Here is a 19,103-nt window from a genome sequence, read left to right on the forward strand (position 1 = left end):
ACAGCCATTAATATAGCTATTTCAAAATATTAAGGAGGAGCATTTTTTAATGTCAATTGAAGTAGGCAGCAAGCTGCAGGGAAAGGTAACCGGTATTACTAATTTTGGGGCTTTTGTTGAATTGGAAAAAGGAGTAACAGGGCTCGTGCACATTAGTGAGGTTGCCGAAAATTACGTAAAAGACATTAATGAGCATCTCACTGTTGGAGATGAAGTTGAAGTAAAGGTCATTAATGTTGAGAAGGATGGCAAAATTGGCTTATCCATTAAAAAAGCTAAGGAAAAACCAGTTCGCCAAAGAAATACGAGAGAACGCACAGAATCGTTTGAATCGAAGATGAGTCGATTCCTTAAAGATTCTGAAGACCGTTTAGCCTCTTTGAAGAAGCACACGGAATCCAGACGCGGGGGTCGTGGTGCTAAAAGAGGATAGCAGTTGCTGTCTATCGAGATGAGTGCTCTATCATATAAACGAAATGAAAGCAGTTACTGTAATGGACGGTAACTGCTTTTTGCTTTCTTTTTGTAAGTTAATCTTTGATAGAAAAAAGGCTCTTCATATGTAACATACATATGAAGAGCCTTTTGGTTTTATGATAGCGGCGGAGGGGATCGAACCCACGACCTCACGGGTATGAACCGTACGCTCTCGCCAGCTGAGCTACGCCGCCAAATAAAGTCAACAAAAGATATAATACAACAGCCTGTCTATTGTGTCAATAGAATTTCGTTAAAATGCGAGTGAAAGCAGGAAATATGCATTACGTATGGAATGATAAATAGAGAATAAAATTGGATTTTAATGGAGGGAACAGTCGGTGGACAAAGATATCTTATTTAACCAAGTAAAAACGTATCGAAAAGAAACGCTAGAAATCACGCATGATGTGACTGAAGTAGAAGCAAACATTATTCCGAACGGGTTCCATAATAATATTCGCTGGAATTTAGGGCACATTTATTTGGATCAATATTTATGGATTCAAGCAGTAACGAGGGAAAAAAAGGAAGGACTGGATCATTTTAATAAGTGGTTCGGTTTTGGAACAAGTCCTGCAGATTTTACAAACAGTACACCAACCATGTCCGAGTTAAAGCAATTGTTAGTTGAACAGCCGAATGACATACTTGCTCGATATAGTCATCGGTTAAATGAGCCCTTTGAGCCGACAGAAATGGGTATATATACAATAGAGCAGGTGCTAATCAGAACGATCTACCATGAGGGATTACATGCTGCTACAATAAAAACTCTTAAACGTTTCATATAAATGGCTGACATACGATTTGTTTTTTCGTGGTTAAATGATATTTTCGTCAAATTATTCCAGATGCCTAATTTAGTTTAACTGCATCATTTCACACGCAAAACATACCTGTGTCGTTTAAATGGGTACGTAACAACAATTATGCAAAGCGCAGCTTACAGAAAATCGCATGTAGAAAAAAGCTTGTCTCTTTAGAAACGAGTCGAACGATTTCTTGAACAAGCTCTCTTCTTTTGACAAAAAAAGCATTTCCTATGTGCTTTAATGAGGTTTAAAGAGGAGGGCTTTATATGATGGATTCTATATCAGGATTGGAAACAAAAGCTTTAGACCGAGACAAGACCAGCCTAGAAAGGATGAGGTATAGGTTCCTGACAAAGGCGATGAAAATATTATTAGAACAAGGTTGGCTATACTATTTTGTGGGCTTCTTATTAGGACGAGCTGTTATATTATCTACCGTTTCTCCATTTACGGTCGCGTTTTTGGCGACATTATGGTTTATACATCGCGAAAAAGCGGCAAAGGCAACGATTGCGATGCTTATCGGAGCATTCACGTATTCTGTGCCACAAGCTGTCTTTACAGGTGTATCCATGCTTTCGTTTTTGCTTTTAGCAGCTTTGTTTAAGCATGCTGGAAGACAGCAGTTATTATTGCCTTTGTTTGTTTTTATTTCTACCGTAACGACACGTTTGTTTATGTATTCGTTTACTGGAACTTTATCGTCTTATGAATGGATGTTCCTCCTTGTGGAAGGAGTACTCGGTACTATCCTTGTACTAATCTTTATGCAAAGTGTTCCCCTTTTATCACCAAAAAGATATAAACCTACTTTAAAAAACGAAGAGATTGTATGCATGATTATTCTGCTAGCCTCGATCTTAACTGGTATGATTGGTTGGCAATTGTACGGGGCTTCTATTGAACAAATATTTTCTCGCTATTTTGTGTTGCTTCTCGCTTTTGTTGGAGGAGCTGCCATCGGTTCAACCGTAGGTGTTGTGGCTGGGCTTATTTTATCTTTAGCGAATGTTGCTAATTTATATCAAATGAGTTTACTAGCTTTTTCAGGTTTGCTGGGCGGTTTGCTGAAGGAAGGAAAGAAACCGGGCGTAGCAATGGGGTTACTCGTTGGAACGTTTCTTGTTGGCATTTATGGAGATGCGGCAAATCTTCTTCCGTCTCTTATGGAATCTCTTTTTGCGGTTATGCTATTTATCGTAACGCCAGCAAGCTGGATAAAAAAAATATCAAGATATATTCCTGGAACGGAGGAATATTCCCATCAGCAAGAACAATACTTACAGAAAGTTCGTGATGTTACTGCAAAGCGGGTAGAGCAGTTTTCCGATGTCTTTGAGGCATTATCAAAAAGCTTTATTACGGAAGACCATCCGTTACAAGTTGATTTGGAAGAAAAAAGAGAAACAGATTATTTTTTAAGCCAAATAACAGAAAAGACGTGCCAATCATGTTTTATGAAAGAACGCTGTTGGCAACAGCAGTTTGATAAAACCTATCATCTAATGGAAAGCATGAAAGTAAATCTCGTTGAAGATTCTCAAATTAATCGAAGGCTAGTACATGAATTTGAAAACCATTGTGTGAAATCGAAAAAAGTTATGGAGGCAATGGAGGAAGAAGTATCGTATTTCGAAGCCCACCGAAAGTTAAAGCAGCAAGTGCTGGAGAGTAAACGGCTTGTTGCCGAACAGTTAAAAGGTGTTTCTGAGGTGATGGATGACTTTGCCATCGAAATTTTAAAGGAACGAGAGCATCATGAAAAACAGGAGATGCAAATTATTCATGCACTAAAGCATCTTGGGATTGAACTTGAAAAGCTAGAAATATATAAGCTAGAGAAGGGCAATGTAGATATTGAGATGTCTGTATCGTTTTATGATTATTGTGGGGAAGGACCAAAGCTCATCGCACCAATGTTGTCGGAAATTCTTAATGAGATGATTGTGGTAAAACGAGAGGAAATCTCTCCATTTCCTAACGGTTATTCTTTTCTCCAATTCGGTTCTGCTAAAGAGTTTGTCGTAGAAGCAGGTGTTGCTAACGCTGCAAAAGGTGGAGGCGTTGTGTCTGGTGATAGCTATACAACGATTGAGCTGGGCGCAGGAAAGTATGCGATGGCGATAAGTGATGGAATGGGAAATGGGAGAAGAGCTAAAGAAGAAAGTAGTGAAACACTTCGATTGCTCAAGCAAATACTGCAAACAGGTATTCCAGAGAAAGTCGCCATTAAAACGATTAATTCGATTCTCTCATTGCGAACGACAGATGAAATGTTTGCAACGCTTGATTTGGCAATCATAAATTTACACAATGCATATGTAAGATTTTTAAAGATTGGCTCGACACCGAGTTTCATAAAGCGTGGCGATGAAATTATAAAAATAGAAGCAAACAATTTACCAATGGGAATTATTCCTGAATTTGATGTTGATATTGTAAGCGAACAGCTGTTATCTGGGGATGTACTAATCATGATGAGTGATGGAATTTTTGATGGGCCAAAGCATGTAGAAAACACGGATATTTGGTTAAAACGAAAAATACGTGAGCTAAAGACCGATCAACCACAGGAAATCGCGGATTTATTATTAGAGGAGGTCGTTCGAACAAGATCTGGAGCGATTGAAGATGATATGACGGTGCTTGTAGCAAAAGTGGAAAAAAACACGCCTGAATGGTCCCCTGTTCCTATTTTTAAAGGAGCAGCTTTATAAATGCATCGCCCTTTTTCCCTTCAACCTCGGCGGTAACTATGCATTAGCATGGAGAATTATCGAGTCACTAGTATAATCTTATACGGATTTGGTGATGATGATAATGGAAAAAGTTGGAGGTGTAAATGGTGAAAAAGGGGACGCTAAAACAAATTTTGCTTATAACAGATGGCTGTTCCAATAAAGGTGAAGATCCAGCAGCCACAGCAGCACTTGCATATGAGCAAGGAATTGTTGTGAATGTAATTGGTATTTTAGACGATGATCAAACAGAGCAACCAGAGGGACTCCAAGAGGTAGAAGATATTGCGTTATCTGGTGGCGGGGTAAGCCAGCTCGTGTATAAAGCAACTTTATCGCAAACGGTGCAAACTGTAACAAAGCAAGCAATGACACAGACGTTGCAAGGGTTTGTGAACCTTGAACTCAAACAAATTCTTGGATCAAATGAAACGATGGATGATTTGGCCCCAGAAAAACGTGGAGAAATTATGGAAGTTGTGGAAGACCTTGGTGAAACGTGTGATTTAGAAGTGCTTGTTTTAATTGATACGAGCGCTAGTATGAATGATAAATTGCCAACGGTAAAAGAAGCGTTGATCGACTTATCTATTAGCTTAAATTCACGGATAGGACGCAATCGCTTTTGTATCTATAGCTTCCCAGGGAAACGAAAGGATATAGAAAAGGTGTATGATTGGTCACCAAAGCTTGATTCGGTATCTACTGTATTTCCGAAGCTTTCTAGTGGTGGAATAACGCCGACCGGACCGGCTATTCGAGAAGCAATGTATCAGTTTAGCAAGAAGAGCTTACGAAGGAGCCTTAGGAAAAATGATGAACAAGATATCGAGGAAGCATGATTTTCTTATTAAACCAGGGATGAAAATTACAGGGAAATGGCATAATCATACGTATGTGATTAAAAAAAAGCTCGGAAGTGGTGCAATTGGAACGGTCTACTTGTGCGAAACAAAAGGATCTTATGCTGCTTTAAAGATTAGTGATAAGAGTGCTTCCATGACTACGGAAGTAAATGTACTTAAATCATTAGGAAAGGTCCAAGGAAATCGTCTTGGACCTTCTTTACTAGATGTTGATGATTGGATAAATCCGATTGGACAGAAATATACATTCTATGTGATGGAATATATAAAAGGAGAAGCGGTTCGCCCTTTTATTCAGCAGAACGGTAATGAGTGGATCGGTGTATTTATGCTACAATTGCTCGATGATCTTGAAAAGCTACATAAGTCTGGTTGGGTATTTGGTGATTTAAAGCTCGAAAATCTTTTAATCACCGCTTCTCCAACTCGAATCAGATGGATTGATGTTGGTGGAACAACGCTAATTGGTAGAGCAATTAAGGAATACACAGAGTTTTATGATCGAGGCTATTGGGGGCTTGGTTCAAGACGGGCAGAACCGAGCTATGATTTGTTTGCTTTTGTTATGGTTATTTTGAGCATTTATTATCCACATAAATTTCATCGTGAAAACACTTCGCAAACGACGACCATCTTTAAAAAAATCGATGCCATAAAAACGCTAACCCCTTACAGCATTTGTTTAAAAAAGGCGATAACCGGAAAATATGAAACAAGTGCTCAAATGAAGCAAGCAATCCAAACGGTCCTTTATCAAGCAGAGAAGAATCATCAGGAAATAACAAATCAAAAGCCATTTTTGATGGAGTCCGTTGGTATTCTTTTTGTGGCTGGAGGGTATTATTTTATTTCGCTATTACTATAATGGAAATACGGACAATACCAACAGGAGTATGTTACACTTAAGGAACATAACTAATGGCTGGAGATGGCGTTAAATGGAACAGAAAGTAACTGCTTTTATTAGGGACCACGATCTACTTAAAGAAGGGTCTACGGTGCTTGTTGGTGTTTCAGGGGGACCGGATTCGATCGCGTTATTACATTTCCTTCATTCGAAGCGTGAAGCGTGGAATTTAACCCTTATTGCAATCGCGGTTGATCATCAGCTGCGTGGAGATGAAAGTAAAGCCGATGTACGCTTCGTTGAAACGATATGTGAGAAATGGAACATATCGTTTGAATCTACTTCGATAAATGTTCCATCCTATAAACAAGCAGAACAGCTAGGAACACAGGTGGCTGCAAGAAAGCTACGTTACTTCTTTTTCGAAAAAATGATGGAGAAATATGATGCGGATTATTTGGCGTTAGGCCACCATGGAGATGATCAAATCGAGACGCTCTTGATGCGGTTTGCTCGTATATCTGATGCCCGGTTTTTGCAAGGCATCCCATTCAAACGTGAATTTGCAGGGGGATATATTATTCGTCCATTACTAGCAGTAACGAAAAAGGAAATCGAGCAATATTGTGCGCTGCATAACGTGGCATATCGTATCGATCCATCCAATGAACATATGGATTATACACGAAACTTTTTTAGAAAAAACATGCTGCCATTACTAAAAGAAAAAAATAGTAATATACATACTACTGTACAACGATTGAGTGAAACATTAGCAGAGGACGAATCGTACTTGCAACAGGAGGCTAAAAAACTATTTGAGCGTACGGTAAAGCTCAACAAAGATGCAAAAACAGCGCACCTAGAAATTAGTGCATTTCAATCGTGTCCAACTGCTTTACAAAGGAGAGCCTATCATCTAATATTAAACTATCTATACCAAGTGTTACCGAAGAATTTATCATATGTACATGAGGAACAGTTTTTCTCCTTGCTAAAAAGCACGGATGGTCATGTGCAAATCGATTTTCCTCATCATTTAAAGGTGGAAAGGTCTTATCACACCGTGATGTTTTATTTTGAACAACAGCATCCTCAAGCAACTCCATTTTTTCATCATTTGTTGGAAGTTCCAGGGAAGGTTGTCTTGCCGGATAACTCTACATTAACGGCTACGCTTACGAAGCATCCAGAAAAACAGGATGCGCATACATATCATTGTCTGGTTGAAAGTGTTTCTTTGCCATTACATATAAGAACACGTCAGTCTGGTGATCGAATGAGCTGGGATGGACTTAGAGGAACGAAGAAAATTAAGGATATCTTTATCGATGCTAAGGTTCCGATGTCGAAGCGGGATAGGTGGCCGATCGTAACCGATCATGATGGGAATATATTATGGCTTATTGGTTTGAAAAAGGGTCAAGCCCCTTTAAGTAAGCGAGAGAATACCTCATTTATTACATTATTTTATGAAAAAGATAGCAACCAGGAGGGACAATGAACGTGCATAATGATATGGAGAAGGTATTAATTACAGAAGAAGAAATTGCAGCAAAGTGTAAGGAGCTTGGCGAAAAGCTTACCGAAGAATATAATGGGAAGTTCCCTTTAGCGATTGGCGTTTTAAAAGGAGCAATGCCATTTATGTCTGACTTGCTTCGTAATGTAGAAACGCATTTAGAAATGGATTTCATGGATGTTTCCAGTTACGGTGGTAAAAACATGCAATCTTCAGGTGAAGTGAAAATTGTAAAAGACCTAGATACCAAGGTTGAAGGCAGAGATTTACTAATCATTGAAGATATTATTGATAGTGGACTAACACTTAGTTATTTAGTTGATTTATTTAAATATCGTAAAGCAAAGTCCATTAAGATTGTAACGCTACTCGATAAGCCATCAGGAAGAAGTGCAAAGATTAAAGCAGATTTAGTTGGATTTGAGGTTCCGAATGAGTTTGTTGTTGGATATGGACTTGATTATGACGAAAAATACCGCAATCTTCCATACATCGGTGTACTAAAGCCCAAAATATACGGTGGCGAAGAATAATCTAGTACGTAAAATCGATCCCTCGAAATGATTAAGATTATTTTACGTTTCATAAGTAAAATTAGTTGTCATGCAACTTTTTACTATGGTACTATTTAATATAGTTTTTCCCGTTTGGGAGGAGGTAGGCAATGAATCGCATATTTCGGAATACGTTCTTTTATTTGCTCTTATTGCTCGTTGTAATTGGAGTCATTGGAGTATTTAATGGACAGAACGAACAAGCTAAAGAATTTAATGTAAGAGAATTTATGCAAGCGTTGAATAACGATGAGATTAAAGAAATGACGTTGCAGCCAGCACATGGCATAATGCGCATAACAGGGGTACTGGAAAAAGAAGATAAGCAGTTTATTGCTCAAGTACCAGATAATCCCGATATCGTTAAAGATATAACAGAAAGAGCAACGGAACAAAGCGTGCTAAAGGTTAAAGAAGCAGAGCAACCAAGTGGATGGGTAACTTTTCTAACTGGCATGATTCCGTTTCTCATACTCGGATTATTCTTCTTCTTTATTCTTAGTCAAGCTCAAGGTGGCGGCGGTGGCCGTGTAATGAATTTTGGAAAGAGTAAGGCGAAGATGTACAGTGAAGAAAAGAAGAAAGTCCGTTTTAAAGATGTAGCTGGTGCAGATGAGGAAAAACAGGAATTAGTGGAAGTCGTAGAATTCCTTAAGGATCCTCGCAAGTTTTCCGAGTTAGGTGCTCGAATACCTAAAGGAGTGCTTTTAGTAGGACCTCCTGGAACAGGTAAAACATTACTTGCCCGCGCAGTAGCAGGAGAGGCTGGAACGCCATTCTTCTCTATAAGTGGATCTGACTTTGTGGAGATGTTTGTTGGGGTCGGTGCATCCCGTGTTCGTGATTTATTTGAAAACGCGAAAAAGAACGCACCGTGTATTATATTTATTGATGAGATTGATGCAGTTGGACGTCAACGTGGTGCCGGTCTTGGCGGTGGTCACGATGAAAGAGAACAAACGTTGAACCAATTGCTCGTTGAAATGGATGGCTTTGGTGCAAATGAAGGAATCATTATCATTGCAGCGACAAACCGTCCGGATATTCTTGATCCTGCACTTTTACGTCCAGGCCGTTTTGACCGTCAAATTACCGTCGATCGACCAGATGTTAAAGGACGTGAAGCAGTATTAAAGGTTCATGCGAAAAACAAGCCGCTCGATGAGACGGTTGATTTACATGTAATTGCTTTACGGACACCAGGTTTTTCCGGTGCAGATTTAGAAAATCTATTGAATGAGGCTGCCCTTGTAGCAGCTCGTCAAGATAAAAAACAGATCGACATGCTTGATGTAGATGAAGCAATTGATCGTGTAATTGCAGGTCCTGCGAAGAAGAGTAGAGTAATCTCAGAAAAGGAACGTAATATTGTTGCATATCATGAAAGTGGGCATACCATTATTGGTATGGTGCTTGATGATGCAGATATGGTGCACAAGGTTACTATCGTACCTCGTGGTCAGGCTGGTGGTTATGCAGTAATGCTTCCAAGAGAAGACAGATACTTCATGACAAAACCAGAGTTGTTTGACAAGATTACCGGCTTGTTAGGTGGTCGTGTAGCGGAGGAAATTATCTTTGGAGAGGTAAGTACTGGTGCCTCCAATGACTTCCAGCGTGCAACAAACATTGCACGAAAAATGATTACTGAATATGGCATGAGTGAAAAAATTGGTCCATTGCAATTTTCTAGTGGTGGTGGAGAAGTATTTTTGGGTAGAGATATTCAAAATGAACAAAACTACAGTGATACCATTGCGTTTGAGATTGATAAGGAAATGCAAAACTTTATTAATCATTGCTATGACAGAGCGAAAAAGATTCTTACCGAGAATAAGGATAAGCTTGAATTGGTTGCACAAACGCTTCTTGATGTAGAAACGTTGGATGCAAAGCAAATTAAATCCTTGTTCGAGGATGGGGTGCTTCCTGAGCCTGAAGAAGCCGAGGAAGAAAAGCAGGGGGATAAGCCAGCACCAGCGAGCGATGTAAAAGTAACGATTAAGTCAAAGGACGATGAATCGTTAGAGTCACCGGAGTCTTTTGAAGAAGCGAAGGAAAGAGCGAATGAAAAGCTCAAGGAGAAAAGGAATGAAGAAGATACAGCTGAAGATGCTGTAAACGATGAATCCGATTCTTCAGATGAAAATAAGAAAAATTAAAAGTATGTATAAGGCGGTCTCTCAAAGTGGAGACTGCCTTTTTAATGGGTCAATAAATAAAATAACCATTACACGAGTTGGGACATTTTCGGATTGAAAATTATTTATGGTATATTTATAGAAAGCAATGATTGATGACACAAGCAGGAAGGTATGATGTGAGTATGCTTTTTGTATTAGATGTAGGAAATACAAATACAGTCCTTGGCGTATTTGAAAAACATAACCTAAAGTATGAATGGCGTATAAAAACAGATCGATATAAAACGGCAGATGAGTTTGGTATGCTAATAAAATCGCTGTTTAATCATAGGGGCTTAGACTTTGCAGCAATTAATGGCGTTATTATTTCTTCTGTTGTACCGCCTATTATGTTTGCATTGGAAAAAATGTGTAGAGATTACTTTCATATTGATCCCCTTGTGGTAGGGAAGGAAACAGTTCGTTCTCATTTAAAAATGAGCTATCCAAACCCACAGGAAATTGGTGCAGATCGTATTGTAAATGCGGTAGGGGCAATAAAAGAATATGGTGCTCCTTTAATTATTATTGATTTTGGTACTGCGACGACATATTGTTTTGTTAATGAAAACCGTGAGTATTGTGGGGGAATTATTTCCCCGGGAATAAATATTTCTATGGATGCGTTATATCAAAAGGCTGCAAAGCTTCCGAAGATTGAAATTGAAGCTCCTGCAAATGTCATTGGTTCTTCTACGGTAGAAGCAATGAAGTCTGGCGTTTTTTATGGTGCTGTAAGCCAAGTTGACGGGATTGTAAACCGAATGAAGCAAACAATAAGTCAAGATCCAAAAGTGATTGCTACTGGTGGGCTTGCGACATTAATCGCGGATGGCTCGGAAACAATTGATATTGTCGACCCACATCTAACATTAAAAGGCTTATATGAGATTTATCATAGCAATAATTAGTGTTTGAATTAGAATATTTAATAAACTGAATGCAAGGGAGAATCAACCTCATGGAAGATTATTTAGTAAAAGCAACCATTTATGAAGGAAAAGTAAGAGCATATGCGATTACTTCAACAAATACGGTAGAAGAGGCAAGAAAGCGTCAAGATACGTGGGCGACAGCAACAGCGGCTATGGGTCGGACTCTTACAATTACAGCTTTAATGGGAGCAATGATGAAGGGTGATGACACAATCACTACGAAAATTGAAGGAACGGGACCAATCGGCGCAATTGTTGCAGATGGAAATGCAAAAGGAGAGGTTCGCGGTTATGTTTCGCAACCACATGTTGATTTTGAAACGAATGCAGCAGGAAAGCTGGATGTAGCAAGAGCGGTAGGAACAGAAGGAAGTCTTAGTGTTGTGAAAGATTTAGGATTACGAGACTACTTCACTGGAAATAGTCCAATCGTATCTGGAGAGATAAGTGAGGATTTTACGTATTATTTTGCTGTATCTGAACAGGTTCCATCTGCTGTTGGTGCTGGGGTATTAATTAATCCGGATCACTCGGTATTAGCTGCAGGTGGATTTATTATACAAATTATGCCTGGGGCGGACGACGAGTTAATTACAAATTTAGAAAAAAGAATTCAATCATTCCCGAGTATTTCAGCATTGATCGAAGAAGGCAATAATCCAGAACAGATTTTACAACGACTATTTGAAGAGGAACAAATTAAGTTCCATGAAAAAATGCCAATTACATTCCGATGTAAATGCTCGAAGGAACGGTTTGAAAAGGCAATTATTGGGCTTGGAACGGATGAAATCCAACAAATGATTGATGAGGATCACGGGGCAGAAGCGGTTTGCCATTTCTGTAATGAAACGTATCATTTTGATGAGGAGCAATTAAAAGCATTAATTGAAAAAAACGAAAATGTATAGCGTACCAATTGCTGAATGAGGAAAGGGAGTAAGGTATGACGAGAAGATTTTTGTTATCGATTATAGTTGTGCTTCTTATTACAAATGTAGCAACTTTACTATTATGGTCGAGAGATGGAGAACAGCAAGTTGTAGATATTGGCGATGGCGAGAAGGAAGTTGACCGAAAAAAAGCGGTAGCAACTATTGGCAAAGAAGAAATAAGCTTTGATGAATGGATGCAGGCAATGCGAAATACGCATGGGGAAAGACAGCTAAAGGGCATGATTGATCGTGAAGTAGTCAGTCAGCTAGCACATAAAAAAGATATAAAGGTTCATGATAAAGTTATTGAACGAGAAATAGCTTATCTTACTTCCATGCAAGGAATACGTTCAAAAAAAGAAATGGAAAAGCAAATAACGAAGTGGAAAAGCGATATTGTTTATCGGTATCAGCTTGAAGCGCTCTTAACAGAAGATGTTCGTATACCAGAGGAAGAACTAAAAGCGTATTTTGATGGCTATCATAAGCAATATGATTTTAGTACATCGATTCAGCTTTCGCATATTGTTGTTAACGATATGGAGACAGCAAAGAAAGTAAAAAGAGAGTTGGATGAGGGGGCGTCATTCGCTTTACTTGCAAGAGAATATACGACAGATGAAGAGTCAAAAAAAGACGGAGGTTACCTCGGTTATTTCACGGAAACAAGTCAATTTTTACCGGATGGTTATTATGACCAAGCTTTAAACATGAAACAGCATACGTATAGTGAGCCTTTTGCAGTAGGGAATGGAGCAGCTATTATTTACTTACATCGTTTCATACCCGAAATCCAATTTTCTTATGAAGAACTAAAACCATATATTAAGTCAGAATTAGCATTAGAAAAAATGGAGCAATCATTGACGGCTGATCCGTTGTGGAAAGAGCTAAAGGTAGACTGGATATATAATGAAAAATAACAAGCCTAAAAAAGCAGTATTGTTGACATTTTGTAGAAGAAAACATACATTATATATAAATCCTATAAGTTTACTATGAATTAAGGAGGAATATTAATGCGAGTTGCGAATAACATCAGTCAATTAATTGGGCAAACGCCGATTGTACAATTGAAAAAAGAGCAAGATGATGCTGCTGATATTTTTGTAAAGTTAGAGTTCATGAATCCGGGAAGCTCTGTAAAGGATCGAATCGCATTAGCGATGATTGAAGCTGCTGAAGAAGAAGGTCAATTATCAGATGGAGATACGATTATTGAACCTACAAGCGGAAATACTGGAATTGGACTTGCGATGGTTGCAGCTGCTAAAGGCTATAAGTTAGTTGTTGTTATGCCTGATACAATGAGTCAGGAGCGGAGAAATATATTGCGCGCGTATGGGGCAGAGCTTGTGTTAACACCTGGTGCAGAAGGTATGAAAGGTGCCATTAAAAAGGCGGAAGCGTTAAAAGAAGCAAACGGCTATTTTATGCCACAGCAATTTAATAATAAAGCAAATCCTACCGTACATGAACGGACAACTGGAAAAGAAATTGTTGAACAAATGAAGGACGGACTGGATGCGTTTGTTGCGGGCATTGGAACAGGAGGTACCATTACAGGTGCTGGAAAGGTATTGCGAGATGCGTTTAAAGACATTTCGATTTATGCAGTAGAACCAGAGGATTCAGCTGTACTTTCTGGTGGAACTGCAGGACCACATAAAATACAAGGACTTGGTGCGGGATTTGTTCCCAAAATATTAAATACAGATGTTTATGATCATGTCATTAAAGTCTCGAATGAGGAAGCATTTGCAACTTCAAAGGAAGTAGCGAAAACAAATGGTATTCTTGGTGGTATATCTGCTGGAGCGGCCATCGCAGCAGCAAGAAAGGTAGCAAAAGAGCTTGGAAAAGGAAAAAAAGTTCTTGCTATCTTACCTGATAATGGTGAGCGTTACCTGTCAACACCATTGTATCAATTTGACGAAGAAAAATAACAATTAAAGGCAAAGGACGGCATGGGAAAACCATGCTGTTCTTTTTGCTATGAAGTGTGTTGTAAATCGCGTGCTATCAGTGTTGGTTTTATTTTGTAGAATCAATAAATAGGCGACATCAATTTTCGCATATGATACGATAGAGCAAGATAATTGTTTAGGAAGGTTGGCGTACGATGAAGCTAGTAACAAAGAAAAAAACCTTTGATTTATCAAAGCGAACACATATTATGGGAATTGTAAATGTTACACCGGATTCTTTTTCAGACGGTGGGTCGTATGTAACTGTTGACGATGCGGTAGCCCAAGCAGTCCGCTTGGAAAAAGAAGGTGCAGATATCATTGATGTGGGTGGTGAATCAACAAGACCAGGACATGCCCCCGTGTCTGAGGAAGAAGAAATAGCGCGTGTTGTTCCAATTATTAAAGCGATTAAGGAAAAGGTGTCTATTCCAATTTCAATTGATACGTATAAGGCAGAGACAGCAAGGCAGGCGGTTGAAGCTGGTGCAGAAATTATTAATGATGTATGGGGAGCTAAAAAAGAGCCTGAGATAGCGAAGGTTGCAGCAGATTATGATGTACCCATCATTTTAATGCATAACAGAAATAATAAAGCATACCATTCGCTTGTTGATGATATGAAACAGGATTTAAAGGAAAGCATTGAAATTGCTAAACAAGCAGGAGTGCCAGAGGAGCATATTATTCTGGATCCAGGTATTGGATTTGCGAAAACCGCACAGCATAATTTAACTGTAATGAATCATTTAGAACAATTTGTAGAAATGGGATATCCTGTGCTGCTTGGTACCTCTCGCAAAACTTTTATAGGAAATATATTGAATGCAGACCCCAAAGAAAGGGATCTAGGTACAGGTGCAACAACCTGTATGGGAATTATTAAAGGCGTGCAAATGATTCGCGTGCACAATGTAAAAGTAAATGTGGAGATGGCTAAAGTAATGGATGCAATGGTAAGAGAAGGAGCAAGGGCTGATGGATAAGATTGTTTTAACAAATATGCAATTTTACGGATACCATGGCTTATTTCCAGAAGAAAATAAGCTAGGTCAGCGATTTCAGGTAGATGTGGAATTGTTTACAGATTTAAGTAGAGCTGGAAAAACGGATAACATGCATGATTCCATTCATTATGGACAGGTTTATGAATTGGTAAAAGAGATCGTCGAAGGAGAGGCTAAAAATTTAATCGAAGCGGTAGCTGACTTGATAGCGACTAAATTACTCGCCACGTTTGATTTATTGGACGCATGTCTTGTACGTGTGAAAAAGCCTGATCCGCCAATTCCTGGTCATTATGAAGCGGTATCAGTAGAAATATTACGGGAGAAAGATCATGAATAAAGCATTTATAGCATTAGGTACAAATATTGAACCACGTTTTCGTTATTTATCAGAAGCAATGGAACGATTAGCAGCACATCGTCAAATATCCGTTTGTAAAGAGTCCTTGATTTATGAAACGGAACCGGTTGGTTATAAGGAACAAGCAGATTTTTTAAACAAAGTTATTGCTGTGGAAACAACTTTATCAGCAATAGAACTACTGGATGTCTGTCAAACAATTGAAAATGAACTAGGCAGAAAACGAGAGATTCGCTTTGGTCCTAGAACAATAGACCTTGACATTTTGTATTATAATAACGAAAATATAAAAACGGAGCGATTGATTGTTCCTCATCCAAGAATGATGGAGCGAGCATTCGTGCTAATCCCATTACTCGAGCTTGTACCTGAGCTTGTAATAGGGGAAACGTTTGTAAAGACTTTGCTGGCGGAGCTTCCAGAAAGCGATAAGAAAGGCGTAAAAAAATGGACACAAGACGAGTTGGCAGGAGAATAAAAGGATATCGGAAGTTAAAAGGATATACACAGGCTCAATTTGCCAAAGAAATTGGTGTACCATTAACAGTACTTGGTGCTGCAGAACGTGGTGTTCGCAAGCCTCCTGAATCATTGCTTGATGAAATAGCAGCAAAGCTTGAAATAGAGAAGGAAGAAATGATCATGCAACAAGGTGAGAAGGAGGACTGATCTTGTTTAAGATTGGGAATATAACGATTCCGAATCGTGTCGTGCTTGCACCGATGGCTGGCGTATCCAATTATGCTTTCCGTCTAACGGTGAAGGAGTTTGGAGCTGGACTAGTAACGGCAGAAATGGTAAGCGATAAAGGCATAGTCAATAAAAACAAACAAACAATGAACATGCTATTTATTGATGAACAGGAAATGCCGATGAGCTTGCAAATTTTTGGTGGTGAAAAAGAGACATTAGTCGAAGCGGCACAATTTGTTGATCAAAATACGAATGCAAGTATTATTGATATAAATATGGGGTGCCCTGTTCCAAAAATTACTAAATGTGATGCAGGTGCGCGTTGGTTGCTAGACCCTGATAAAATTTATGAAATGGTTTCAGCTGTAGTCAGTTCTGTCGAAAAGCCCGTAACCGTAAAGATGCGTAGTGGCTGGGACGAGGAGCATATCTATGCGGTTGATAATGCAAAGGCTATTGAAGCAGCTGGAGCAAAAGCACTGGCAATTCATGGGCGGACAAGAAAGCAATTGTATGAAGGCGTTGCAGATTGGGAGATTATTAAACAGGTAAAGCAAGTCGTATCTATTCCTGTAATTGGGAATGGAGATGTTGATAGTCCGCAGATTGCTAAAAAACGTCTTGATGAAACGGGTGTAGATGCAGTCATGATAGGTCGTGCAGCACTTGGAAACCCGTGGATTATTTATCAAACCGTGAAGTATTTAGAAACAGGTGAATTGATTAAAGATCCGACACCAAAGGAGAAAATTGATGTTTGTATCCTTCATATGGATCGACTGATTCAACTAAAGGGAGAAAAAGTTGCGGTTATGGAAATGCGCAAGCATGCAGCTTGGTATTTAAAAGGATTAAACGGAAACGGACAGGTTCGCAGACAAATAAATGAAACGGAATCTAGAGAAGCAGTAGTGGAAGTCTTGTATGCTTATGTGGCCAAGCTTGAAGGAGAGCATAAAGCGTCTTAACAAATGAATAAGCATCCGTCAGGTTGATAATCTGGCGGATTCTCCTTTTGCAAAATTGGTTGGTAACGTCGTACTAGAATCTAATATGGTAACTTTATTGTTTTTAACATTGTGCAAATCATGCCCGTATAGATAATAATGGATGAAAACAAATGCAATCTTATATATACTAGTGGTTAATAAGGATCGTTACTGTTAACCATACATATAAAGGAATAATTGGAGTGATATACATGTCGGAAGAATTAAATGAACATATGCGTGTTCGCTATGAAAAAATGGAGGATCTCCGCACCCGAGGTATCGACCCATTTGGCGGAAAATTTGAGCGTACAGATTTAGCGGAAGATTTAAAACAACGCTATGATAAATATTCGAAAGAAGAGCTAGAAGAAAAAAGCACCGATTTTGTTGTGACAATCGCTGGGCGGGTTATGACAAAGCGTGGTAAAGGGAAAGCTGGATTTGCTCACATTCAGGATGCTAGTGGACAAATTCAAATTTATGTTCGTAAAGATGCAATTGGCGAAGAAGCCTATGGCATTTTTAATTCCGTTGATTTAGGAGATATTGTTGGGATTACGGGTGCTATGTTTAAAACAAATGTAGGCGAGCTGTCTGTGAAAGCAACGGAATTCCAATTACTAACGAAGGCTTTACGCCCATTACCAGAGAAATATCATGGTTTAAAAGATATCGAACAACGTTATCGTCAGCGGTATCTTGATCTAATTACGAACATGGATAGTAAAGCAACATTCGTACTTCGCAGTAAGATTATTCAAGAGATGCGAAGCTATTTAAATGGACAAGGCTTTTTAGAGGTTGAAACACCGATGATGCATGGAATCCCAGGTGGAGCAGCTGCTCGTCCATTTGAAACGCATCATAATGCATTAGACATTCCATTATATATGCGCATTGCAATTGAACTGCATTTAAAGCGTCTTATTGTGGGTGGTATGGAAAAGGTTTATGAAATTGGTAGAGTATTTCGTAATGAAGGTGTATCGACACGTCATAATCCAGAATTTACGATGATCGAATTATATGAAGCATTTGCTGATTATCGTGATATTATGGCTTTAACAGAAAATATGATTGCTCATATTGCAAAACAGGTATTAGGAAAAACTACGATTATGTATGAGGGACAAGAAATTAATCTTGAACCGAAGTGGAAGCGAGTGCATATGGTTGAAGCTGTGAAGGAGCATACTGGTGTAGACTTCTGGAATCATATGAGTGATGAAGAAGCGAAACAGCTAGCGAAAGAGCACCATGTAGAAATAACGGATGCAATGACATACGGCCATATTGTAAACGAATTTTTTGAACAGAAAGTAGAAGAGAAATTAATACAGCCTACATTTATTTACGGCCATCCAGTAGAAATTTCTCCGTTGGCGAAAAAGAACAAAGAGGATGAGCGCTTTACCGACCGCTTTGAATTGTTTATTGTTGGTCGTGAACACGCCAATGCATTCAGTGAGTTGAATGATCCGATTGATCAGCGCGAACGGTTTGAAGCACAAGTGAACGAAAGAGCACAAGGAAATGATGAAGCTCATTTAATGGATGAAGACTTTTTAGAGGCACTGGAATATGGAATGCCTCCAACTGGTGGATTAGGAATTGGCATAGACCGTCTGGTCATGCTCTTAACAGATTCTCCATCCATTCGCGATGTGCTATTGTTCCCGCAAATGCGTAATAAATAATGAATATTGAAGTATATTGGACACCCAGGCTCACGGCTGAGCTAGGGTGTCTTTTTCTATCCTTTACACTACACCTGGTCAGAATTAGAATTTAACTACTACTAATAGTGTTTGATAAGGGTTTGATTCGGATAAATAAATGTAAGGAATTTTTTACCACATTTTTTCTTGGTTTTTCATCTTGATTTAAGGGAATAATCATGGTAAATTTAATAACGTTGCTTCACGAAGAAAGTATGAATGAAAGAATCTTTCCCGTGAAATGCAACTAAAAATTTTGTTGACACACCATAGCAAACATGGTATATTTAAAAAGTCGCCAAATTAGCAACACAGGTTGGTGACAAGCGCAATTCTTTATAAAAAACGAAAAAGAAATAACAAAAAAGTTATTGACATTAAAGAGTGTGCATGGTATGATAATCAAGTCGCCAATTTGAACGGCGAATTATTTTTTGCTCTTTGAAAACTGAACAAAACGACCAGTATGTCAAGAAAAACGGACCTCGTTTTT

18 protein-coding genes and 1 tRNA gene are annotated in these 19,103 nt (G+C 38.8%); 18 read left to right on the forward strand and 1 reads right to left on the reverse strand.

Going from position 1 to position 19,103, the window contains the following annotated elements:
• Window positions 1-49: 49 nt before the first annotated feature.
• Window positions 50-433 carry a S1 domain-containing RNA-binding protein gene (locus SPK86_RS05335; protein ID WP_284140731.1) on the forward strand — a complete coding sequence of 128 codons (384 nt, stop codon included), beginning with the start codon at window positions 50-52 and terminating at the stop codon, window positions 431-433.
• A gap of 164 nt (window positions 434-597) precedes the next feature.
• On the opposite strand, the gene SPK86_RS05340 is transcribed toward SPK86_RS05335, so the two are convergent.
• Window positions 598-671: transfer RNA gene (locus SPK86_RS05340), tRNA-Met, on the reverse strand.
• 147 nt (window positions 672-818) lie between these two features.
• Here SPK86_RS05340 and SPK86_RS05345 point away from each other — a divergent pair.
• The 17 genes from SPK86_RS05345 to lysS all read left to right on the forward strand — a co-directional run bounded on the left by SPK86_RS05345 (window position 819) and on the right by lysS (window position 18,589).
• Window positions 819-1,271, forward strand: coding sequence for a DinB family protein (locus SPK86_RS05345; RefSeq protein ID WP_284140732.1), 453 nt, complete (start codon window positions 819-821; stop codon window positions 1,269-1,271).
• A gap of 287 nt (window positions 1,272-1,558) precedes the next feature.
• The gene (gene spoIIE / locus SPK86_RS05350; RefSeq protein ID WP_330948802.1) at window positions 1,559-4,009 is read left to right on the forward strand and encodes a stage II sporulation protein E; all 2,451 of its coding nucleotides are present in this window, start codon (window positions 1,559-1,561) and stop codon (window positions 4,007-4,009) included.
• A gap of 128 nt (window positions 4,010-4,137) precedes the next feature.
• Window positions 4,138-4,872 (forward strand): VWA domain-containing protein, encoded by a 735-nt coding sequence (locus SPK86_RS05355; RefSeq protein ID WP_284140754.1) that lies wholly within the window; start codon window positions 4,138-4,140, stop codon window positions 4,870-4,872.
• Window positions 4,844-5,761 (forward strand): protein kinase domain-containing protein, encoded by a 918-nt coding sequence (locus tag SPK86_RS05360; RefSeq protein ID WP_330948803.1) that lies wholly within the window; start codon window positions 4,844-4,846, stop codon window positions 5,759-5,761. The genes SPK86_RS05355 and SPK86_RS05360 overlap by 29 nt, the downstream gene beginning before the upstream one ends.
• 73 nt (window positions 5,762-5,834) lie before the next feature.
• Window positions 5,835-7,247 (forward strand): tRNA lysidine(34) synthetase TilS, encoded by a 1,413-nt coding sequence (gene tilS / locus SPK86_RS05365; protein ID WP_330948804.1) that lies wholly within the window; start codon window positions 5,835-5,837, stop codon window positions 7,245-7,247.
• A gap of 2 nt (window positions 7,248-7,249) precedes the next feature.
• Complete coding sequence (gene hpt, locus SPK86_RS05370) at window positions 7,250-7,798, forward strand: hypoxanthine phosphoribosyltransferase (RefSeq protein ID WP_284140756.1); 549 nt, start codon at window positions 7,250-7,252, stop codon at window positions 7,796-7,798.
• 131 nt (window positions 7,799-7,929) lie between these two features.
• The gene (gene ftsH / locus SPK86_RS05375; protein ID WP_284140735.1) at window positions 7,930-9,981 is read left to right on the forward strand and encodes an ATP-dependent zinc metalloprotease FtsH; all 2,052 of its coding nucleotides are present in this window, start codon (window positions 7,930-7,932) and stop codon (window positions 9,979-9,981) included.
• Window positions 9,982-10,145: 164 nt separating this feature from the next.
• A complete protein-coding gene (locus SPK86_RS05380; protein ID WP_330948814.1) occupies window positions 10,146-10,913 on the forward strand; it encodes a type III pantothenate kinase in 768 nt (255 codons plus the stop codon).
• A 50-nt stretch (window positions 10,914-10,963) separates the two neighbouring features.
• Window positions 10,964-11,848, forward strand: a complete 885-nt coding sequence (gene hslO / locus SPK86_RS05385; RefSeq protein ID WP_330948805.1) for an Hsp33 family molecular chaperone HslO — start codon at window positions 10,964-10,966, stop codon at window positions 11,846-11,848.
• A 35-nt stretch (window positions 11,849-11,883) separates the two neighbouring features.
• Window positions 11,884-12,795 carry a peptidylprolyl isomerase gene (locus SPK86_RS05390; protein WP_284140737.1) on the forward strand — a complete coding sequence of 304 codons (912 nt, stop codon included), beginning with the start codon at window positions 11,884-11,886 and terminating at the stop codon, window positions 12,793-12,795.
• 96 nt (window positions 12,796-12,891) lie between these two features.
• Complete coding sequence (cysK, locus tag SPK86_RS05395) at window positions 12,892-13,818, forward strand: cysteine synthase A (protein ID WP_284140738.1); 927 nt, start codon at window positions 12,892-12,894, stop codon at window positions 13,816-13,818.
• 176 nt (window positions 13,819-13,994) lie between these two features.
• Complete coding sequence (gene folP, locus SPK86_RS05400) at window positions 13,995-14,825, forward strand: dihydropteroate synthase (RefSeq protein ID WP_284140739.1); 831 nt, start codon at window positions 13,995-13,997, stop codon at window positions 14,823-14,825.
• Window positions 14,818-15,186 (forward strand): dihydroneopterin aldolase, encoded by a 369-nt coding sequence (gene folB / locus SPK86_RS05405; RefSeq protein WP_330948806.1) that lies wholly within the window; start codon window positions 14,818-14,820, stop codon window positions 15,184-15,186. The genes folP and folB overlap by 8 nt, the downstream gene beginning before the upstream one ends.
• The gene (gene folK / locus SPK86_RS05410; protein WP_284140741.1) at window positions 15,179-15,685 is read left to right on the forward strand and encodes a 2-amino-4-hydroxy-6-hydroxymethyldihydropteridine diphosphokinase; all 507 of its coding nucleotides are present in this window, start codon (window positions 15,179-15,181) and stop codon (window positions 15,683-15,685) included. Before folB ends, folK begins: the two co-directional genes overlap by 8 nt.
• Entirely contained in the window at window positions 15,655-15,876 is a 222-nt protein-coding gene (locus tag SPK86_RS05415; RefSeq protein ID WP_330948807.1) for a helix-turn-helix transcriptional regulator, read from the forward strand. The genes folK and SPK86_RS05415 overlap by 31 nt, the downstream gene beginning before the upstream one ends.
• Window positions 15,877-15,878: 2 nt before the next feature.
• On the forward strand, window positions 15,879-16,868 hold the full coding sequence (gene dusB / locus SPK86_RS05420; protein ID WP_284140743.1) for a tRNA dihydrouridine synthase DusB: 990 nt from the start codon (window positions 15,879-15,881) through the stop codon (window positions 16,866-16,868).
• A 233-nt stretch (window positions 16,869-17,101) separates the two neighbouring features.
• Entirely contained in the window at window positions 17,102-18,589 is a 1,488-nt protein-coding gene (lysS, locus tag SPK86_RS05425) for a lysine--tRNA ligase (protein ID WP_330948808.1), read from the forward strand.
• The last annotated feature ends 514 nt before the right edge of the window (window positions 18,590-19,103 follow it).

The organism is Virgibacillus sp. MG-45 (assembly GCF_036409425.1).
Taxonomy (GTDB): Bacteria; Bacillota; Bacilli; order Bacillales; family Amphibacillaceae; genus LDC-1.

What these genes read in the sequence shown, in the direction of transcription:
- spoIIE (WP_330948802.1), top strand. Translation starts at nt 1,559, where the DNA reads ATGATGGATTCTATATCAGGATTGGAAACAAAAGCTTTAGACCGAGAC.
- lysS (WP_330948808.1), top strand. Translation starts at nt 17,102, where the DNA reads ATGTCGGAAGAATTAAATGAACATATGCGTGTTCGCTATGAAAAAATG.
- SPK86_RS05380 (WP_330948814.1), top strand. Translation starts at nt 10,146, where the DNA reads ATGCTTTTTGTATTAGATGTAGGAAATACAAATACAGTCCTTGGCGTA.
- SPK86_RS05415 (WP_330948807.1), top strand. Translation starts at nt 15,655, where the DNA reads ATGGACACAAGACGAGTTGGCAGGAGAATAAAAGGATATCGGAAGTTA.
- ftsH (WP_284140735.1), top strand. Translation starts at nt 7,930, where the DNA reads ATGAATCGCATATTTCGGAATACGTTCTTTTATTTGCTCTTATTGCTC.
- SPK86_RS05335 (WP_284140731.1), top strand. Translation starts at nt 50, where the DNA reads ATGTCAATTGAAGTAGGCAGCAAGCTGCAGGGAAAGGTAACCGGTATT.
- folB (WP_330948806.1), top strand. Translation starts at nt 14,818, where the DNA reads ATGGATAAGATTGTTTTAACAAATATGCAATTTTACGGATACCATGGC.
- tilS (WP_330948804.1), top strand. Translation starts at nt 5,835, where the DNA reads ATGGAACAGAAAGTAACTGCTTTTATTAGGGACCACGATCTACTTAAA.
- hslO (WP_330948805.1), top strand. Translation starts at nt 10,964, where the DNA reads ATGGAAGATTATTTAGTAAAAGCAACCATTTATGAAGGAAAAGTAAGA.
- folP (WP_284140739.1), top strand. Translation starts at nt 13,995, where the DNA reads ATGAAGCTAGTAACAAAGAAAAAAACCTTTGATTTATCAAAGCGAACA.
- SPK86_RS05360 (WP_330948803.1), top strand. Translation starts at nt 4,844, where the DNA reads ATGATGAACAAGATATCGAGGAAGCATGATTTTCTTATTAAACCAGGG.
- folK (WP_284140741.1), top strand. Translation starts at nt 15,179, where the DNA reads ATGAATAAAGCATTTATAGCATTAGGTACAAATATTGAACCACGTTTT.
- cysK (WP_284140738.1), top strand. Translation starts at nt 12,892, where the DNA reads ATGCGAGTTGCGAATAACATCAGTCAATTAATTGGGCAAACGCCGATT.
- SPK86_RS05390 (WP_284140737.1), top strand. Translation starts at nt 11,884, where the DNA reads ATGACGAGAAGATTTTTGTTATCGATTATAGTTGTGCTTCTTATTACA.